Source organism: Chloroflexota bacterium, from assembly GCA_011322445.1.
GTDB lineage: Bacteria > Chloroflexota > Anaerolineae > Anaerolineales > DRMV01 > DRMV01.
Window position 1 is genome coordinate 1 of record DRMV01000053.1, and the last position, 13,669, is coordinate 13,669.

Here is a 13,669-nt window from a genome sequence, read left to right on the forward strand (position 1 = left end):
ACGGCTCAAACGAGCCGGTGCTCGATGGACGCCATACGGGGCTGAAATGACCGCCAAAGCGCGAGCAGCCTGGTTGAGCGATGCTTGGTCTCCCACCACCGGCTGGCCCCTTGCTGCCTGATTCTACAACTTATGAGTGCTCCCACCACCGCCACATCTCCCCCACGCCTCAGCGGATGGCGGTATAATTGCCCCATCCCCTTGGAAGGAGGAGACGCACACATGGAAGCCACCCTTTCGTTAGAAGGCAAAATTGCCGTCGTTACCGGCGCCTCACGCGGCATCGGCCGCGCCATCGCGCTGGAACTGGCCCGACGCGGGGCTGCGGTAGTGGTCAATTACCATCACGCCGCCGAAAAAGCCCAGAAAGTCGTCGAAGCCATTCGCAACGCGGGGGGCCAGGCCGAGGCTTTCCAGGCCAACGTGGCCGATTTCCAGCAAGCCAAAGCCCTCATCGATTTCGCCGTCAAGACCTTCGGCGGTATCCACATCCTGGTCAACAACGCCGGCATCACCCGCGACAACCTCATCATGCTGATGAAAGAAGACGACTGGGACGCCGTGCTGGCCACCAACCTGAAAGGCACCTTCAACTGCAGCAAAGCCGCCGTCCGCCCCATGATGCGCAAACGCTGGGGGCGCATCATCAACATCAGTTCGGTGGCGGGGCAAATCGGCAACCCCGGGCAGACCAATTACTCGGCCTCCAAAGCGGGGCAAATTGGCTTCACCAAAGCGCTGGCCCGCGAAGTCGCCAGCCGCAACATCACCGTCAACGCCATTGCCGTCGGCTACATCGAAACCGATATCTGGGAAGGCGTGCCCGACGACGCTCGCGAGCAAATTTTGAACATGATTCCTTTAGGGCGCAAAGGCGAACCTGAAGAAGTGGCCTACGCAGTCGCCTTCCTGGCCTCTGACCAGGCCGCGTACATCACCGGCCAGGTGTTAGGTGTCAACGGCGGGATGACATGACCAACCCACCGCTCAAGGAGCCTGCAATGACCGAAGAGACCACTCCCGGAACCACGACCATTTCCCCCGAAGTGCTGGTTGCCATCGCCCGCCTGGAAGCCCTCAAAGTGCCGGGCGTGCATGCACTGGCACCGGTGCCCGGCGGCGTCAACCGCCTGTTTCGCCGGGGTGCTGACGAAGGCGTGCAAATCGAAATCGCCGACGGCGTGGTCGATGCCGACCTGTACGTCGTGCTGGAAGGGAACGTCAACCTGCGGCGCGTCAGCCGTGAAATTCAAAAAGCCGTGGCGCGCGCGATCTCCGAAATGGTCGGCATGACCGTCGGCCACATCAACGTCCACATCGAAGACATCCACTACCCCGAAGGCTAAAACTTTTCCCATGAAGGCACGCACTCGCGCCCGCAGCATAGCCCTTCAGGTACTTTACGAAGTTGACCTCACCGGCCACCCCCCCGGCACCGTGCTGCGCCACAGGCTGGAAGAAACGCCCCTTGCCAACGACCGCCTGGAAGCCTTTGTGCGCCGGCTGGTGTTCGGGGTGGTGCCGTTGCGCCCCTACCTCGACAAGCACATTGCCCGCTATGCCCCCGAATGGCCGGTGGAACAAATTGCCCCCATTGATCGCAACATTTTGCGCATCGCCCTTTGGGAAATGGCCTTAGACGACGAAACGCCCCTCAAAGTCGCCATCAACGAAGCAGTCGAACTCGCCAAAACCTACGGCTCCGATAGTTCGCCGCGCTTCATCAATGGTGTGCTGGGCAGCCTGGCAGAACACGCCAACGACGTCCGCCAGGCCCTGCAGCAAGCGGCAAAAACCGTAAATTCCACACAGGCAGACCGATGAATTTCTTGGGTGTTGGGCCGCTGGAATTGCTGGTGGTGCTGGTGATTGCGCTGCTGGTCGTCGGCCCTAACGACCTGGTGGCTTTTGCCCGGCGGATGGGGAAATGGCTGCGCAAGTTGCGCCACACCGAAGCCTGGCAAGGGGTCGTGCGCGCCTCGTGGGAATTGCAGCACTGGCAAGAACGCCTGTGGGAAGAAACCGGGCTGCGCGACATCCGGCTGCGGCGGCCCGAAGAATCGATCTGGCACGCCCAGGCGCCGTGGCTTACCCCACCCCCGGAAAACCCACCTTCCAACGCGCCGGAAAGCCCGACGGCTGCTCCCCCTTCCAGCGCTCCCCCAACAGAGGCCCCACAGCCCGGCGACGAGACGCCTTCCCCTCCGTCCGCCAACAGCCGCCTCTAACCTGCTGTGCCCCTTCCGGCCTTGACCTCACCCCCAACCTCTCCCACCGAAACCATTGTTTTTGCCACCGCCCCGCGCGGGCCACGCGCCTGGGGGTATTTTGCCCTGCTGGCCGCAGCGCCAGTGGCAGCCGCGGCCTACGCAGCCTGGCTGAGCATTTATGCCTACACCCACTACGGCCCAGTGGCAGCGTGGTATCGCCCGCGCCCTTACTGGTTGCTGGCTATTGTGCTTGCCGCGGTGTCGCTGCTGTTGGCTCTGCAAGCGCGCTGGCGACGGCAAACTCACCTTCGGATGGGGCCAACCGGCTTCACCCTCCGGCTGGCGCCCCGTCCTCCCGTCTCGCTGCTGTGGCGCGATGTGGTCGGCATCGAAACACGCTTTAGCCGCTCCATATTCGGACACATGCACGGCGTCATCGTGCTCCACCTGCGCGACGGCAGCCGGTTACGCCTCGACGGGCGCTTCCCCAACCTGCCGGGGCTGGCCCGCCGCTTGCAACGCCATCTTTACGCCGACCAGCTTCCCGCCCTCCGCCGCCGCTGGGCAGCAGGCCAGCCTCTCGATTTCGGCATCCTCCAAATCGACCGCCACGGCCTGACCGTGAGGCAGCGTGCCTTCCCCTGGCATAGCATCGCCCGAATCGAAATGCGGGGCGGTCGCCTCGTGATAGAATTGAACTCAGGCAAACCCCTTATCCTCTCTCTCCGCCGCCTGCGCAATCCCGACATCTTGCTCTGGTGGCTGCATGACGAGGCCAAACGATGAAAACCTCCTTGTGGCGCTGGGGGCGTTACGCCACCCTTGCCTTCGTTTCACTGACCATCTTTGCCTGCGCACTGCCACGCAGCCTTCCCGCACCGTTGCCACAGCCCACCCCGACGGTTGGCATGCTCAAAGCCACCCCCACGCCGCTGCCGCAGGTCCCCGTAACCTTCCGGGTGCGCGTGCCGCAAGCCACCGGGCAAGTGGTGCTGGCTGTGCTCAACGAAGTGACCGGCATCAACATCGCGCCACAACGCTACCCCATGAAACGCGTGGGCAACGACCTCTACGAAGCCGAAGTGCCCGCCACTGTGGGATCGGTGCTGAAGTATCGCTATGAACGCCACACGAACAACAACCAGATCGCTTTGGAAGCCCTGGTTTCCGGGCAACTGGTGCGCTACCGCCTGCTGCGGGTTGACGGCCCAATGCGCAACGACGACATCGTCGCCCGCTGGAACGACACCCTCTATCGCGGGACCGTAGGGCGCATCGCGGGGAAAGTCACTGACGACGCCGGCCACCCCCTTGCCGACATCCTGGTCAGCGCCGCAGGGGCATGGACGTTCACCCTGGCCGATGGCTCCTACCTGCTGGAAGGCCTGCCCCCCGGGGAACACACGCTGGTCGCCTATGCCCTTGATGGACGATATCGCACCTTCCAGCAACGGGCGCGCGTCGGGGCCGGCGCCAGCACCCCTGCTCCCATCCAGATGGCAGCCGCGCCTCTGGTCAACGTCACCTTCCACGTCATCGTGCCTTCCGATACCATTGCTGGCGCACCAGTGCGGCTGGCGGGCAACCTTTACACCCTGGGGAACACTTTCGCCGACCTGGGCGGTGGCCTGAGCACCCTCGCCAACCGGATGCCCGTGCTGAAACAAACCGGCAGCCGCCAATATACTCTCACATTGCAACTGCCTGTCGGCGCCGACGTGCGCTACACTTTCACCTTAGGCGATGGCTACTGGAACGCCGAGCACGATAGTGCGGGCCGCTTCGTCACGCGCCAGCTCATTGTGCCACCCCACGACACAGAAATCAACGACGTTGTCGAAACCTGGGCCAGCGGGCCAATGCGCGCCATCTGGTTCATTGCCACCGTGCCGCCCGATACGCCCGCTGGCGATACGGTCGACCTGCAACTCAACCCGGCCGTCTGGACACCGCCGTTGCCCATGTGGCCACTCGGGGATGGCAAATGGGGCTACTTGCTAAGCAGCCCCACCGGGCCTTCCGAACTTGGCTACCGGTATTGCCGCGCCGAACAATGCGGCGTCAGTGACGAAGCCGAATTCGCAGGCCAGGGCAAGCGCGGGCGGCTGTTCGGCTTCACCCACGTCCCCCAGCAACTGGAAGACAGCGTCCAGTGGCAATGGTGGGGGCAGCCCACAGCGGCTTCCACACCCCAGGGGAAACCCCAACCGCGAGAAGGGGCTTTCTGGCAAGGCGTTGCGCTGATGCCCGCTTACCGGCCAGCATGGCAGCCTTATATGGGGCGCACATTCGCTGAAATCCGCCGCCTGCACGCCCACTGGGTCATCCTCACCCCCACCTGGGCGGTAACCGCCACCACCCCACCGTTGTGGGAACCCCGCCCCGGCACCGACCCGCTGGTCACCGACCTGCTCGCGATGGCCGATGCCGCCCACAACAGCGGCATGAACATAGCCCTCTTTCCACAAGTGCGCCAGCCGGCAACCGGCCTAAAGTGGTGGCAGCAACCCCACGATTTCGCCTGGTGGGTTTCGTGGTTCGACCGCTACACAGCCTTTACCCACCATTTCGCCATCCTGGCGCAACGCAGCCACGCCGGCGCGTTAGTGTTGGGCGGGGAGTGGGTCACGCCTGCCGTCAAAAATGCACTGCCCGATGGCTCAGCCGCTGGCGCCCCGGCCGACCTCGCGTCCCGCTGGCACGCCGTCTTTGCCACAGCACGCCAAAATTACCACGGCCCCATCTACTGGGCCATGCCGCTGGAAGACCTCCACGCCCCGCCTGCCTTCCTGGACGCAGCAGATGGCATCTATCTGCTCTGGCATCCTGACCTGGGCACTGATCCTGCCCAATGGCAAGCCACCACCGCTTCGCTGCTCGACACCAAGGTCAAACCCTTTGCCAAGGCTTTCCACAAGCCTATCGTGCTCGTGGTGGCTTACCCCTCTGCCCAAAAGGCACAGGGCGGCTGCTTGCCGCTGCAAGGGCAATGCCTTCCGCAACAGGCCCTTTTCCCGGAAACCGCAACGGCGCACCAAACAGCGGTAAACTTAGAGCGCCAGACGCAAGCCTACGCCGCCCTGTTGGCTGCCATCAATGCACGACCGTGGATTAGCGGCATCATCACCGCCGACTATTACCCCCCGGCAGCATTACAAGGCCCTTCGGCCTCAGTGCACGGCAAACCGGCCGCCGCTGTTTTAGGCTGGTGGTTTGCCCATTGGGCCCCCTAACCCCTTCCCTACCTCCAATCCCTGCTCTGCTACGACCGACGCCTCATCATGTCTCTGGAAATTCACACAACCATCGTCATCGCAACCTGGCTGGCCGCCCTTGGTGCGGTCGTCAGCCTGCTGAGCAGCATCCGCGCCTTCCGTACCGCTCGCAGGCTACCCTTCTTCCGCATGCGGCGCGCCCGCCTTCTCACCGGCTGGAAACTACTCTTTGCTGCGGCAGGGCTGAGCCTGCTCAGCGTGGCACTGCCGCATACCGAGCCGGTGGTGTACCACTTCTACCGCCCTTCCCCCACTCCCACGCTGACCCCCACCATCACGCCTACCCCCACCATGACGCCCATTCCCAGCGTCACACCTACCCCCACCGTCACACCTACCCTGCTGGCAACTTACACCCCTACCCCCACGCCCACGCCCTACATCCCCCTGGCGATTGCGGCAAAATTTACAGCCTCCGTCACCCCCAACCCCGACACCGTGTTTAGTCCCCTGGTATTTACCCAAGGGCTGGATTTGCACAATTACAAGCCTTTACACCCTGGCACCGTTTTCAAAAACCCGGTAGGGCATCTCTATGCAGTGTTCACCTATGACAAAATGGACAAGGGCGTGCAATGGACAGCCATCTGGTATCGAAACGGGGAAATCGTGCATTTCGAAACCAAAGCATGGACGGCCTCACGCGGCGGCTACGGCTTTACCGACTGGAACCCACCTCCCTCGGAATGGCTCCCTGGCACTTATCAGGTGGTCATTTTCGTGGGGCAACAGTGGAAAGTCAGCGGCACCTTCACCGTTGAAGGCGAACCGCCCACGCCGGCACCGACGGCGACGCCTACCTCCACTTTTCTGTTCTCGCCCACGCCCTCACTGACGCCCACCCCGACGCCGACGTTTACACCAACACCAACCCGCACACCTTACCGTTCTCCCACACCTTCCCCCACAACATCGCCGTAACCTTTTTATGGGTTTTCCAAAAACGCCCCGCTGTATTCTCAGCGGGGCGTTCACACGTGGCGGCAGAAAATCAAGCCTCACGCGCCAAACTTCTCCAGCCGACCGGCATGAGCAAGCGCCAACGGCATCGCGTCATGCGCCTGGAAAGTGCCCAGACCACCCTGAGCGCAGGCGGTTTCCCCAAAGCGGGTTTGGGCATCAGGGCGGACGGTTTCCGGCGCCCACATCAAGAAAGGCACCGGGTGCCAGGAGTGGGAACGCAATTTCGCAGGCGTAGAATGGTCGCCCGTAATCATCAGCACATCGGGTTTGAGCGCCAGCAGTTTGGGCAAGGCGGCATCCACACCTTCGATGATGTGTGCTTTGCCTTCGAAATCGCCATCTTCGCCTTTGCTATCGGTCTTCTTGATGTGGACGAAGAAAAAGTCATATTCATCCCAATATTGAGCCACTGCGGCGAACTCATCTTCCGGGTGCTCTCCCTCGAAGGTCAGAACATCCATACCCACCAGCCGCGCCACCCCTTTATACATGGGATAGACCGCAACGCAGGCCGCTTTCAAGCCATAAGAGGGGTCGAATTTGGGCAATTCGGGATCGGTAGCGAAGCCGCGCAGGGTCACGCCGTTGGCGCGCGGCTGGTCGGCCAGGGCACGACGGGCTTCCGCGATCCACTGGTTGAAGAGTTCCGCGGTGCGGCGGGCGGCGGGGTCGCCTGTGCGCGGGCGCACGGGCAGCGGGGGCACGCCGGTTTTCTGCGGGTCGGTGTCTTCCAGGTCGGCAGAAAGCCCCTCCCCGCGCATCACCACCACAAAGCGGTATTCCTTGACCTGCCGCACTTCCACTTCCACCCCCGGAATGCGGATTTGTGCCAGTTTTTCCACCAGCGGCGCAGACTCTTCACTGGGAATGCGTCCGGCGCGGCGGTCGACGATGTTGCCATCAGCATCGAGGGTACAGAAATTACCACGCGCGGCCACGTCGCCAGGGCGGATTTCCATCCCCACCCCCAGCGCCGAGAGCACCCCGCGCCCCACCGGGTGGTGCAGCGGGTCATAGCCAAACAGCGCGAGGTGCGCCGGCCCCGAGCCGGGGGTAATGCCAGGGCGAATAGGAATCGTCTGACCCAATGTGCCTTCAGCAGCCAGACGGTCCATGTTCGGCGTGCGGGCAAATTCCAGTTCGGTCGGCCCACCGGCTTCCAGCGGCAGGCCCCCCAAACCATCCATCACCAGCAGCACAATTTTCTTGCTGTTGGGCTGCAACAAAGGGGGAATGTAGTCAAAAGGCATAAGGCTCCTCGATTAGCGAATGGCCTTTTCGGTTTCGGGGTCGAAAAGGTGCATTTGCTCCATGTCGAACACGACTTGTGCTTTCGTGTTCATGCGATAGTTCGCGCGCGGGTCAACCCGCGCCACAAAAGGCGTGTTCCCCGCCCGCATGTAAACAAAGGTTTCATTGCCCATCAACTCGGTCACTTCCACATCGCCTTCCACAGGCTGGGGCTTAATGCCCGGCGGCGTAAAGTTCGGCGCGTGAATATGTTCCGGCCGAATACCAAAGATCACCGGCCGCCCCACGTATTCACGATAGATTTCCTTGCGGTCGTCGGGCACCTGCACCTGGAAAGCATCGGTCTCGACGTAGAAATGGCCGTCCGACTGGCGCAGATGGCCGTGGAAGAAATTCATCGCCGGTGAACCGATGAAACCTGCAACAAACATATTCGCCGGGCGCTCGTAAAGCGCCTGGGGCGTGTCGATTTGCTGCAATACGCCGTGGTTGATGACCGCAATCCGGTCAGCCATCGTCATGGCTTCCACCTGGTCGTGGGTCACATAGATAAAAGTGGTCTGCAGGCGCTTGTGCAGCTTGGAAATCTCGGTGCGGGTTTGCACACGCAGTTTGGCATCGAGGTTCGAAAGCGGCTCGTCGAAGAGAAACACTTTGGGGTTGCGGACAATGGCGCGCCCCACAGCCACACGCTGGCGCTGACCACCGGAAAGCTGCCGCGGCTTACGATCCAATAATTGCTCAATCCCTAAAATTTCTGCGGCCTCTTGCACACGGCGCTTGATTTCATCTTTGGGCACCTTCCGCAGTTTCAGGCCAAAGGCCATATTTTCGTACACGGTCATGTGCGGGTAAAGCGCATAAGACTGGAACACCATCGCGATGTCGCGATCTTTGGGCGGCACGTCGTTGACCACCTGGTCGCCAATCAAAATACGCCCTTCCGTCACCTCTTCCAGCCCCGCGAGGCAGCGCAAAGCCGTGGTTTTGCCACAGCCGGAAGGCCCTACCAGCACAAGGAATTCCTTATCTTCCACATGAATGTTGAGGTCATTGAGAGCGGTAACGTTGCCGAAACGCTTTGTGACGTGTTCATAAGTAACACTGGCCATAAGAATCTCCTGACAATGAGAAATAAGGAAACAGAGCCCGCTTCTTTTTCAATATTATACCCCATCAGGGATGATGCGCCCAAAAATCGCGATAGGTATTCCACAAGGCATTGGGGACATCATGGCGGTTGGCAGGGTCAGGGCCCAACCGAAAATTGAAGTCGTGGTCCCCTTCGGCCAGCGGCGGCCAGGCAGGGTACCACATCCACACGGCGTAATTGATGCCCAGGGATTCCAGCAAATCGAGTTCATCGTGCATGAACCGCGCTGCTCCGGGCGCCCAGCGCTTCACGCCAGTTTCGTTGACCGCCACTGGCGCCCCCGTACGGGCCGAAAAATCAGCAGCCGTTTGCAGCAACCCAGCCAGCCAGGCGCGGTCAACCGTCTCCACCTCGCCATCTTCATCGGCATCAAAACGCCCGGGGTAAGTCACCGGCACATCGGGCTCCTGGTGGGTGTATACGAAGGGAGCGTACTGATGAAAAGTGTAGACCACTCGCGAGGCTTTCACGGGCTGCATGTAAGGCAACCATTCCAAATCACTGTACCCCATACAGCCCACCAAAACAGGGGTGTCGGGGTCCACTTCCCGAATTCCCTTCACCAGGTCAGGGTACCACGCGTTCCAATCATAGCCCGTACCGCGATAACGCGCGTAAAAGGTCAACGGATCCCAGACGTCCACAATGTCATTGGCGTTGGGTTCCACCATGAGGTCATAACCCACAACGGCGGGGTTGCCGCGATAACGCTCAGCAGTATAACGCCACATGGCCGCCCATGCCTGACGCGCCGCCGCGTCACGCCACACGCTTTCGACAAGATACGACCGGGGGAACCAATCGCCTGCCCCATCGCGCAGGATAGAAAACTCGCTGCGGCCAGGGCCGGTGCGTGCCGAAAGCACAACCCACAAGCCCGCGCGTGCAGCCATGGCAATCAACCGGTCTACACGCTGCACCACCGCGGGGTCGGGGCGATAGGGAGGCCGCACGGTGAACAGGCCAGGCACGGAAAGATTGACCCAATTCGCCCCTCCCGCTGCCAGGGCATCGAAATCGGCCTGAGTGTAAGGCGGCCCCAGGGGCCCTGGGCCCAGGAAAGTCGTACCATCCAGATCGGGGAAAACCCGCCGCTGGTAAATATCAGCCCCCCGCAAGCGGGTACCGGAAGTCCAAAAAGCCCATTTCGCGTCCCCTGGCGAAAGCGTAGGAGTCGCCAAAGGCCTGACAGGCACCGGCGAAGGCGATGCCGTTGGCCTCACCGGCGTGGGGGAAGGCTGCGGGGTGAGGGTAAGCGTCGCCACGCCTCCAGAACGGACCGTTCCAAGAGGCGCAGCGAGGCCTCCCTGGCTGGGGCTGGGGTGTGGGCTGCAAGCCACGACAGCGGCGCCCAAAAGCCCTCCCACAACCAGATATATGACTTTCCGCCAGGGTCTCATCTTCACCTCCTCAGACCCACATTGCGGGGCAGCGCATTGAGCAGAGATAGCGTAACGGCAATCGGCAGAGATTTATCCGAAACCGGGGGTCAAAAGAAAGGGCAGCAGAGAAGGCTTCTCTGCTGCCCTGCTTACTTACGTCCCACTCAATGCACCACGCCAAGCGGCGCCAGGCACACAACGGGGTTTAGTACGGCGAAGCCAATGCGTCCACAGGGCAACGGGAAAGGCAAACACCGCACTTGAAGCAGTTTTCTTCTTCAATGGTGATTTTACGGTTTTCGTCCAGGTGCAAGGCATCATATACGCAGCTCAGCACACAGAAATTACAACCGGTGCACTTCTCAGGAATCAAAATTGGCGGTGCTTCCATCGTGGGGATTTGCTGGCGCAGCGTCAGCCCTTGCAAGTCGGCAATGGTGGCATAGCCGTTTTTGTCCATCCACTTCGCCAACTGTTTGGCAATCTTGCCAAACACCGCCGGGCCGCGGGTAATGGCTGCCGTGCAAATGCCCACAGCGCTGGCTCCTGCCATCAGGTATTCCACCACATCCGTGCCCTTGCTGATGCCGCCCACGCCAATGATGGGCACATCCACCACCTGCGCAATATCGTACACCATCCGCAAGGCAATCGGCTTGAGCGCCGGGCCGGAAAGCCAGCCATAGCCCTTTCCGCCCATCAGCGGTCGGCCTCCACGCTCAATATCAATGCCAAACGCGGGGCCGAAAGAGTTGGTTGCCACAATGCCATCCACCCCCGCTTCCACCGCAGCAATGGCCGCCGGTTGCGGCTCGCGGAAGGGGCTCATCTTGACGAACACCGGCACGTCTAAGGCTTCCTTGGCAGCCCGAATCGCATCTTGCATGGGGCGGGGGTCATCCTCGATGTAATGCGTGCTGAGTTCCACCGCGTCGGCAAACGGCTTGATTTTCGGCGCCAACTGGGCAATTTCTTCGGCGGTGTAGCCCAGGCTGATAATCACCGGAATGCCGGCTTCGTCGGCCAGGCGGCGAATTTCCGGGTATTCTACTTCCAGCCAGTGCTCTGGCGAAAGTTCCGACCACAATTCGGTGTTGAGGAAGTAACTTTTCAAATCCCACATGTTAGGCGTGGGCACATCGGCCGCACGAACGGAAATCGTTTTCGTCACCAGGGCGCCCACGCCCCCCTCAATGCAGGCTTTTGCCATGCGGGCATCGCGCACAGGCGGCCCGGCAGCGGGCATAATCGGGTTCTTCAACGTCCAGCCCAGCAAACGGGTTGTCAGATCAGCCATGTCAGCCTCCAGGAATCAGGGTGTAGGTGTAGGTTGTGCCGTCGGCACAGGGGTGGCTTCCACAAAAATCACTTCAGGGAAACCCAAAGAGCGCAACAAACGCGCCAGATAAGCCTCAGCATTCCGGCGAGCGGTCACCAAAATGCCGTCGTCCAGCGCGGCTTGCCGAATTTCCCGTTCAGCGGTGCGGCGGGCAGCAGTTTCCAGTTGCACGTCGCCATGCGTCAACAAGCCGGTATCCCGGTCGTAAACATAAGATTTTTGATTGTCGAGCGTGGCCACAAAGATCTCAGGCGCGGGCAGACGGACATAAAGCACGCCGTCTTGCGTCCACAGGTCTTGCGGCTGAAGTTTTTCCAAATCCACCCCCGCAATGACCACGCCGTGTGCCACAAACAACAAACGGTCGCCGAAAAGGAAGCCCAGCTGGTTCTGGCCTTCCTCAGCCGTGACCACTTTTTCAACCGTGTACTGCACGGTTTCCAAACGCGCCAGGCTGCGCACGCTATGAATCACCGTCACAGGGTCGGGCAAAACGGTGGGCGTGGGGTGCAACACCTGCGAAACCTGCGTGCTCAAGGCCCCCACTGGCTTGAGCGCAACGGCCATCTGCGTGCCCATTTGCTCTACTGGCTGCAAGGCAGCATTCGCCGCACCCGAAACAATACCGGTGACACGGTAAGCCATCCAGGTGAGAATTGCCAGCAAGCCCACAACCAGCAAATACCCGGCCCAATTTCGACGCGTTTGCATCTTCACCTCCGCAGCCATTATACTATAAGCCGCATTACACCTTTCCGTGGCTCAGGAGGGCCTTATGCACATCGGCGTGTTAACGCTGCGGCTGCACCTGCCCGGCTGCCGCTCGCTGAAAGAAAAGCGCGGGCGGCTTAAACCATTGCTTCATCAACTGCGGCGGGAATTCAACCTCTCCGTGGCCGAAATCGATGCACAGGATACCTGGCAGCGGGCCGTCATCGCCTGCGCCGTGGTCAGCAACGACGCCGCCCAGGCGCAGCGGGTGCTCCAGAAAGCCCACCGCTGGGTGGAAACGACCTGGCGCGAGGGCTGGGTGGAAGACGAAGAGATCGTGATCTGGTAATCAGGGGGGCTTGACCACCTGACAGTCGGGTTTGCGCGTGCTGGCTGCACATGACGCGTTACAATAGAGCCTCTTCCACCCCGTAGCAACACTCTTGACCATCACTGGCGGCAAGCAACCCACGTTGGAGGATTTCCATGCCCGAAACCTGGAATCACATCCGCAAAGCCACCGAGTGGCACCAAGCCAAAGAGTACCGCGACATCACCTACTACAAGGCCAACGGCGTGGCGCGCATCGCCTTCAACCGCCCCGAAGTGCGCAACGCCTTCCGGCCCGAAACCATTGACGAGATGCTGGACGCCTTCCGCGACGCCTGGCTGGATACCCACATCGGCACGATTTTGCTCACCGGCGAGGGGCCTTCACCCAAAGACGGCGGCTGGGCCTTTTGCGCGGGCGGCGACCAGCGGGTGCGCGGTAAGGGCGGCTATGTGGGCGGCTACGAACTGCCCCGCCTGCACGTGCTGGAACTGCAACGCATGATTCGCTTCATGCCCAAAGTGGTCATTGCCGTAGTGCCCGGCTGGGCGGTAGGCGGCGGGCACAGCCTGCACGTCGTCTGCGACCTGACCATCGCGAGCAAGGAACACGCCCGCTTCCAGCAGGCTGACGCTCGCGTCGCCAGTTTCGACGGCGGCTACGGCTCGGCTTTGCTGGCCCGCCACATCGGCCAAAAGCGCGCCCGCGAGGTCTTCTTCCTGGAAAAAGTTTACACCGCCGAGGAAGCCCTCCAGATGGGCATGGTCAACGCCGCCGTGCCCCACGAAACGCTGGAAGAAGTGGCTTACGAGTGGGCGCAAACCATCAACCGCAAGAGTCCGATGAGCATCCGTTTCCTGAAATACGCCTTCAACCTGGCCGACGACGGGCTGGTGGGGCAGCAACTCTTCGCGGGCGAAGCCACCCGGCTGGCCTACATGACCGACGAAGCCGAAGAAGGCCGCGACGCATTTCTGGAAAAACGCCCGCAACGGTTCGGCGATTTCGATGCGTTCCCCCGCTGGCCGTGAGAAGCCGCGAGCAGCGAATTACG

13 protein-coding genes and 1 pseudogene are annotated in these 13,669 nt (G+C 61.4%); 9 read left to right on the plus strand and 5 right to left on the minus strand.

The window, feature by feature from the left end:
* Window positions 1-222: 222 nt before the first annotated feature.
* The 7 genes and pseudogenes from fabG to ENJ54_11955 all read left to right on the plus strand — a co-directional run bounded on the left by fabG (window position 223) and on the right by ENJ54_11955 (window position 5,863).
* Window positions 223-975 (plus strand): 3-oxoacyl-[acyl-carrier-protein] reductase, encoded by a 753-nt coding sequence (gene fabG, locus ENJ54_11925; GenBank protein HFC10539.1) that lies wholly within the window; start codon window positions 223-225, stop codon window positions 973-975.
* A complete protein-coding gene (locus tag ENJ54_11930; GenBank protein ID HFC10540.1) occupies window positions 972-1,346 on the plus strand; it encodes an Asp23/Gls24 family envelope stress response protein in 375 nt (124 codons plus the stop codon). Before fabG ends, ENJ54_11930 begins: the two co-directional genes overlap by 4 nt.
* A gap of 10 nt (window positions 1,347-1,356) precedes the next feature.
* Window positions 1,357-1,824, plus strand: coding sequence for a transcription antitermination factor NusB (nusB, locus tag ENJ54_11935; GenBank protein ID HFC10541.1), 468 nt, complete (start codon window positions 1,357-1,359; stop codon window positions 1,822-1,824).
* Window positions 1,821-2,228, plus strand: a complete 408-nt coding sequence (locus tag ENJ54_11940) for a hypothetical protein (GenBank protein ID HFC10542.1) — start codon at window positions 1,821-1,823, stop codon at window positions 2,226-2,228. Before nusB ends, ENJ54_11940 begins: the two co-directional genes overlap by 4 nt.
* A 21-nt stretch (window positions 2,229-2,249) precedes the next feature.
* Entirely contained in the window at window positions 2,250-2,996 is a 747-nt protein-coding gene (locus ENJ54_11945; GenBank protein ID HFC10543.1) for a hypothetical protein, read from the plus strand.
* Window positions 2,993-5,443 (plus strand): hypothetical protein, encoded by a 2,451-nt coding sequence (locus ENJ54_11950; protein HFC10544.1) that lies wholly within the window; start codon window positions 2,993-2,995, stop codon window positions 5,441-5,443. The genes ENJ54_11945 and ENJ54_11950 overlap by 4 nt, the downstream gene beginning before the upstream one ends.
* A gap of 285 nt (window positions 5,444-5,728) precedes the next feature.
* A pseudogene (locus tag ENJ54_11955) lies at window positions 5,729-5,863 on the plus strand (lytic murein transglycosylase).
* Window positions 5,864-6,483: 620 nt separating this feature from the next.
* Here the strand turns inward: ENJ54_11955 and ENJ54_11960 are convergent.
* The 5 genes from ENJ54_11960 to ENJ54_11980 all read right to left on the minus strand — a co-directional run bounded on the left by ENJ54_11960 (window position 6,484) and on the right by ENJ54_11980 (window position 12,302).
* Window positions 6,484-7,698 carry a 2,3-bisphosphoglycerate-independent phosphoglycerate mutase gene (locus ENJ54_11960; GenBank protein HFC10545.1) on the minus strand — a complete coding sequence of 405 codons (1,215 nt, stop codon included), beginning with the start codon at window positions 7,696-7,698 and terminating at the stop codon, window positions 6,484-6,486.
* Between the two features lie 12 nt (window positions 7,699-7,710).
* Complete coding sequence (gene ugpC, locus ENJ54_11965) at window positions 7,711-8,811, minus strand: sn-glycerol-3-phosphate ABC transporter ATP-binding protein UgpC (GenBank protein ID HFC10546.1); 1,101 nt, start codon at window positions 8,809-8,811, stop codon at window positions 7,711-7,713.
* A gap of 64 nt (window positions 8,812-8,875) precedes the next feature.
* The gene (locus ENJ54_11970; GenBank protein HFC10547.1) at window positions 8,876-10,252 is read right to left on the minus strand and encodes a hypothetical protein; all 1,377 of its coding nucleotides are present in this window, start codon (window positions 10,250-10,252) and stop codon (window positions 8,876-8,878) included.
* Between the two features lie 187 nt (window positions 10,253-10,439).
* Window positions 10,440-11,531, minus strand: coding sequence for a 4Fe-4S dicluster domain-containing protein (locus tag ENJ54_11975; protein ID HFC10548.1), 1,092 nt, complete (start codon window positions 11,529-11,531; stop codon window positions 10,440-10,442).
* A 15-nt stretch (window positions 11,532-11,546) separates the two neighbouring features.
* Window positions 11,547-12,302, minus strand: a complete 756-nt coding sequence (locus ENJ54_11980) for a DUF4230 domain-containing protein (GenBank protein ID HFC10549.1) — start codon at window positions 12,300-12,302, stop codon at window positions 11,547-11,549.
* A gap of 46 nt (window positions 12,303-12,348) precedes the next feature.
* Between ENJ54_11980 and ENJ54_11985 the strand changes: the two genes are divergently transcribed.
* Both ENJ54_11985 and ENJ54_11990 read left to right on the plus strand, forming a co-directional pair.
* Complete coding sequence (locus tag ENJ54_11985) at window positions 12,349-12,633, plus strand: DUF503 domain-containing protein (GenBank protein ID HFC10550.1); 285 nt, start codon at window positions 12,349-12,351, stop codon at window positions 12,631-12,633.
* A gap of 137 nt (window positions 12,634-12,770) precedes the next feature.
* Window positions 12,771-13,646 carry a 1,4-dihydroxy-2-naphthoyl-CoA synthase gene (locus ENJ54_11990; protein ID HFC10551.1) on the plus strand — a complete coding sequence of 292 codons (876 nt, stop codon included), beginning with the start codon at window positions 12,771-12,773 and terminating at the stop codon, window positions 13,644-13,646.
* Window positions 13,647-13,669 lie beyond the last annotated feature (23 nt).

What these genes read in the sequence shown, in the direction of transcription:
- fabG (HFC10539.1), top strand. Translation starts at nt 223, where the DNA reads ATGGAAGCCACCCTTTCGTTAGAAGGCAAAATTGCCGTCGTTACCGGC.
- ENJ54_11930 (HFC10540.1), top strand. Translation starts at nt 972, where the DNA reads ATGACCAACCCACCGCTCAAGGAGCCTGCAATGACCGAAGAGACCACT.
- nusB (HFC10541.1), top strand. Translation starts at nt 1,357, where the DNA reads ATGAAGGCACGCACTCGCGCCCGCAGCATAGCCCTTCAGGTACTTTAC.
- ENJ54_11940 (HFC10542.1), top strand. Translation starts at nt 1,821, where the DNA reads ATGAATTTCTTGGGTGTTGGGCCGCTGGAATTGCTGGTGGTGCTGGTG.
- ENJ54_11950 (HFC10544.1), top strand. Translation starts at nt 2,993, where the DNA reads ATGAAAACCTCCTTGTGGCGCTGGGGGCGTTACGCCACCCTTGCCTTC.
- ENJ54_11960 (HFC10545.1), bottom strand. Translation starts at nt 7,698, where the DNA reads ATGCCTTTTGACTACATTCCCCCTTTGTTGCAGCCCAACAGCAAGAAA.
- ugpC (HFC10546.1), bottom strand. Translation starts at nt 8,811, where the DNA reads ATGGCCAGTGTTACTTATGAACACGTCACAAAGCGTTTCGGCAACGTT.
- ENJ54_11970 (HFC10547.1), bottom strand. Translation starts at nt 10,252, where the DNA reads ATGAGACCCTGGCGGAAAGTCATATATCTGGTTGTGGGAGGGCTTTTG.
- ENJ54_11975 (HFC10548.1), bottom strand. Translation starts at nt 11,531, where the DNA reads ATGGCTGATCTGACAACCCGTTTGCTGGGCTGGACGTTGAAGAACCCG.
- ENJ54_11980 (HFC10549.1), bottom strand. Translation starts at nt 12,302, where the DNA reads ATGGCTGCGGAGGTGAAGATGCAAACGCGTCGAAATTGGGCCGGGTAT.
- ENJ54_11985 (HFC10550.1), top strand. Translation starts at nt 12,349, where the DNA reads ATGCACATCGGCGTGTTAACGCTGCGGCTGCACCTGCCCGGCTGCCGC.
- ENJ54_11990 (HFC10551.1), top strand. Translation starts at nt 12,771, where the DNA reads ATGCCCGAAACCTGGAATCACATCCGCAAAGCCACCGAGTGGCACCAA.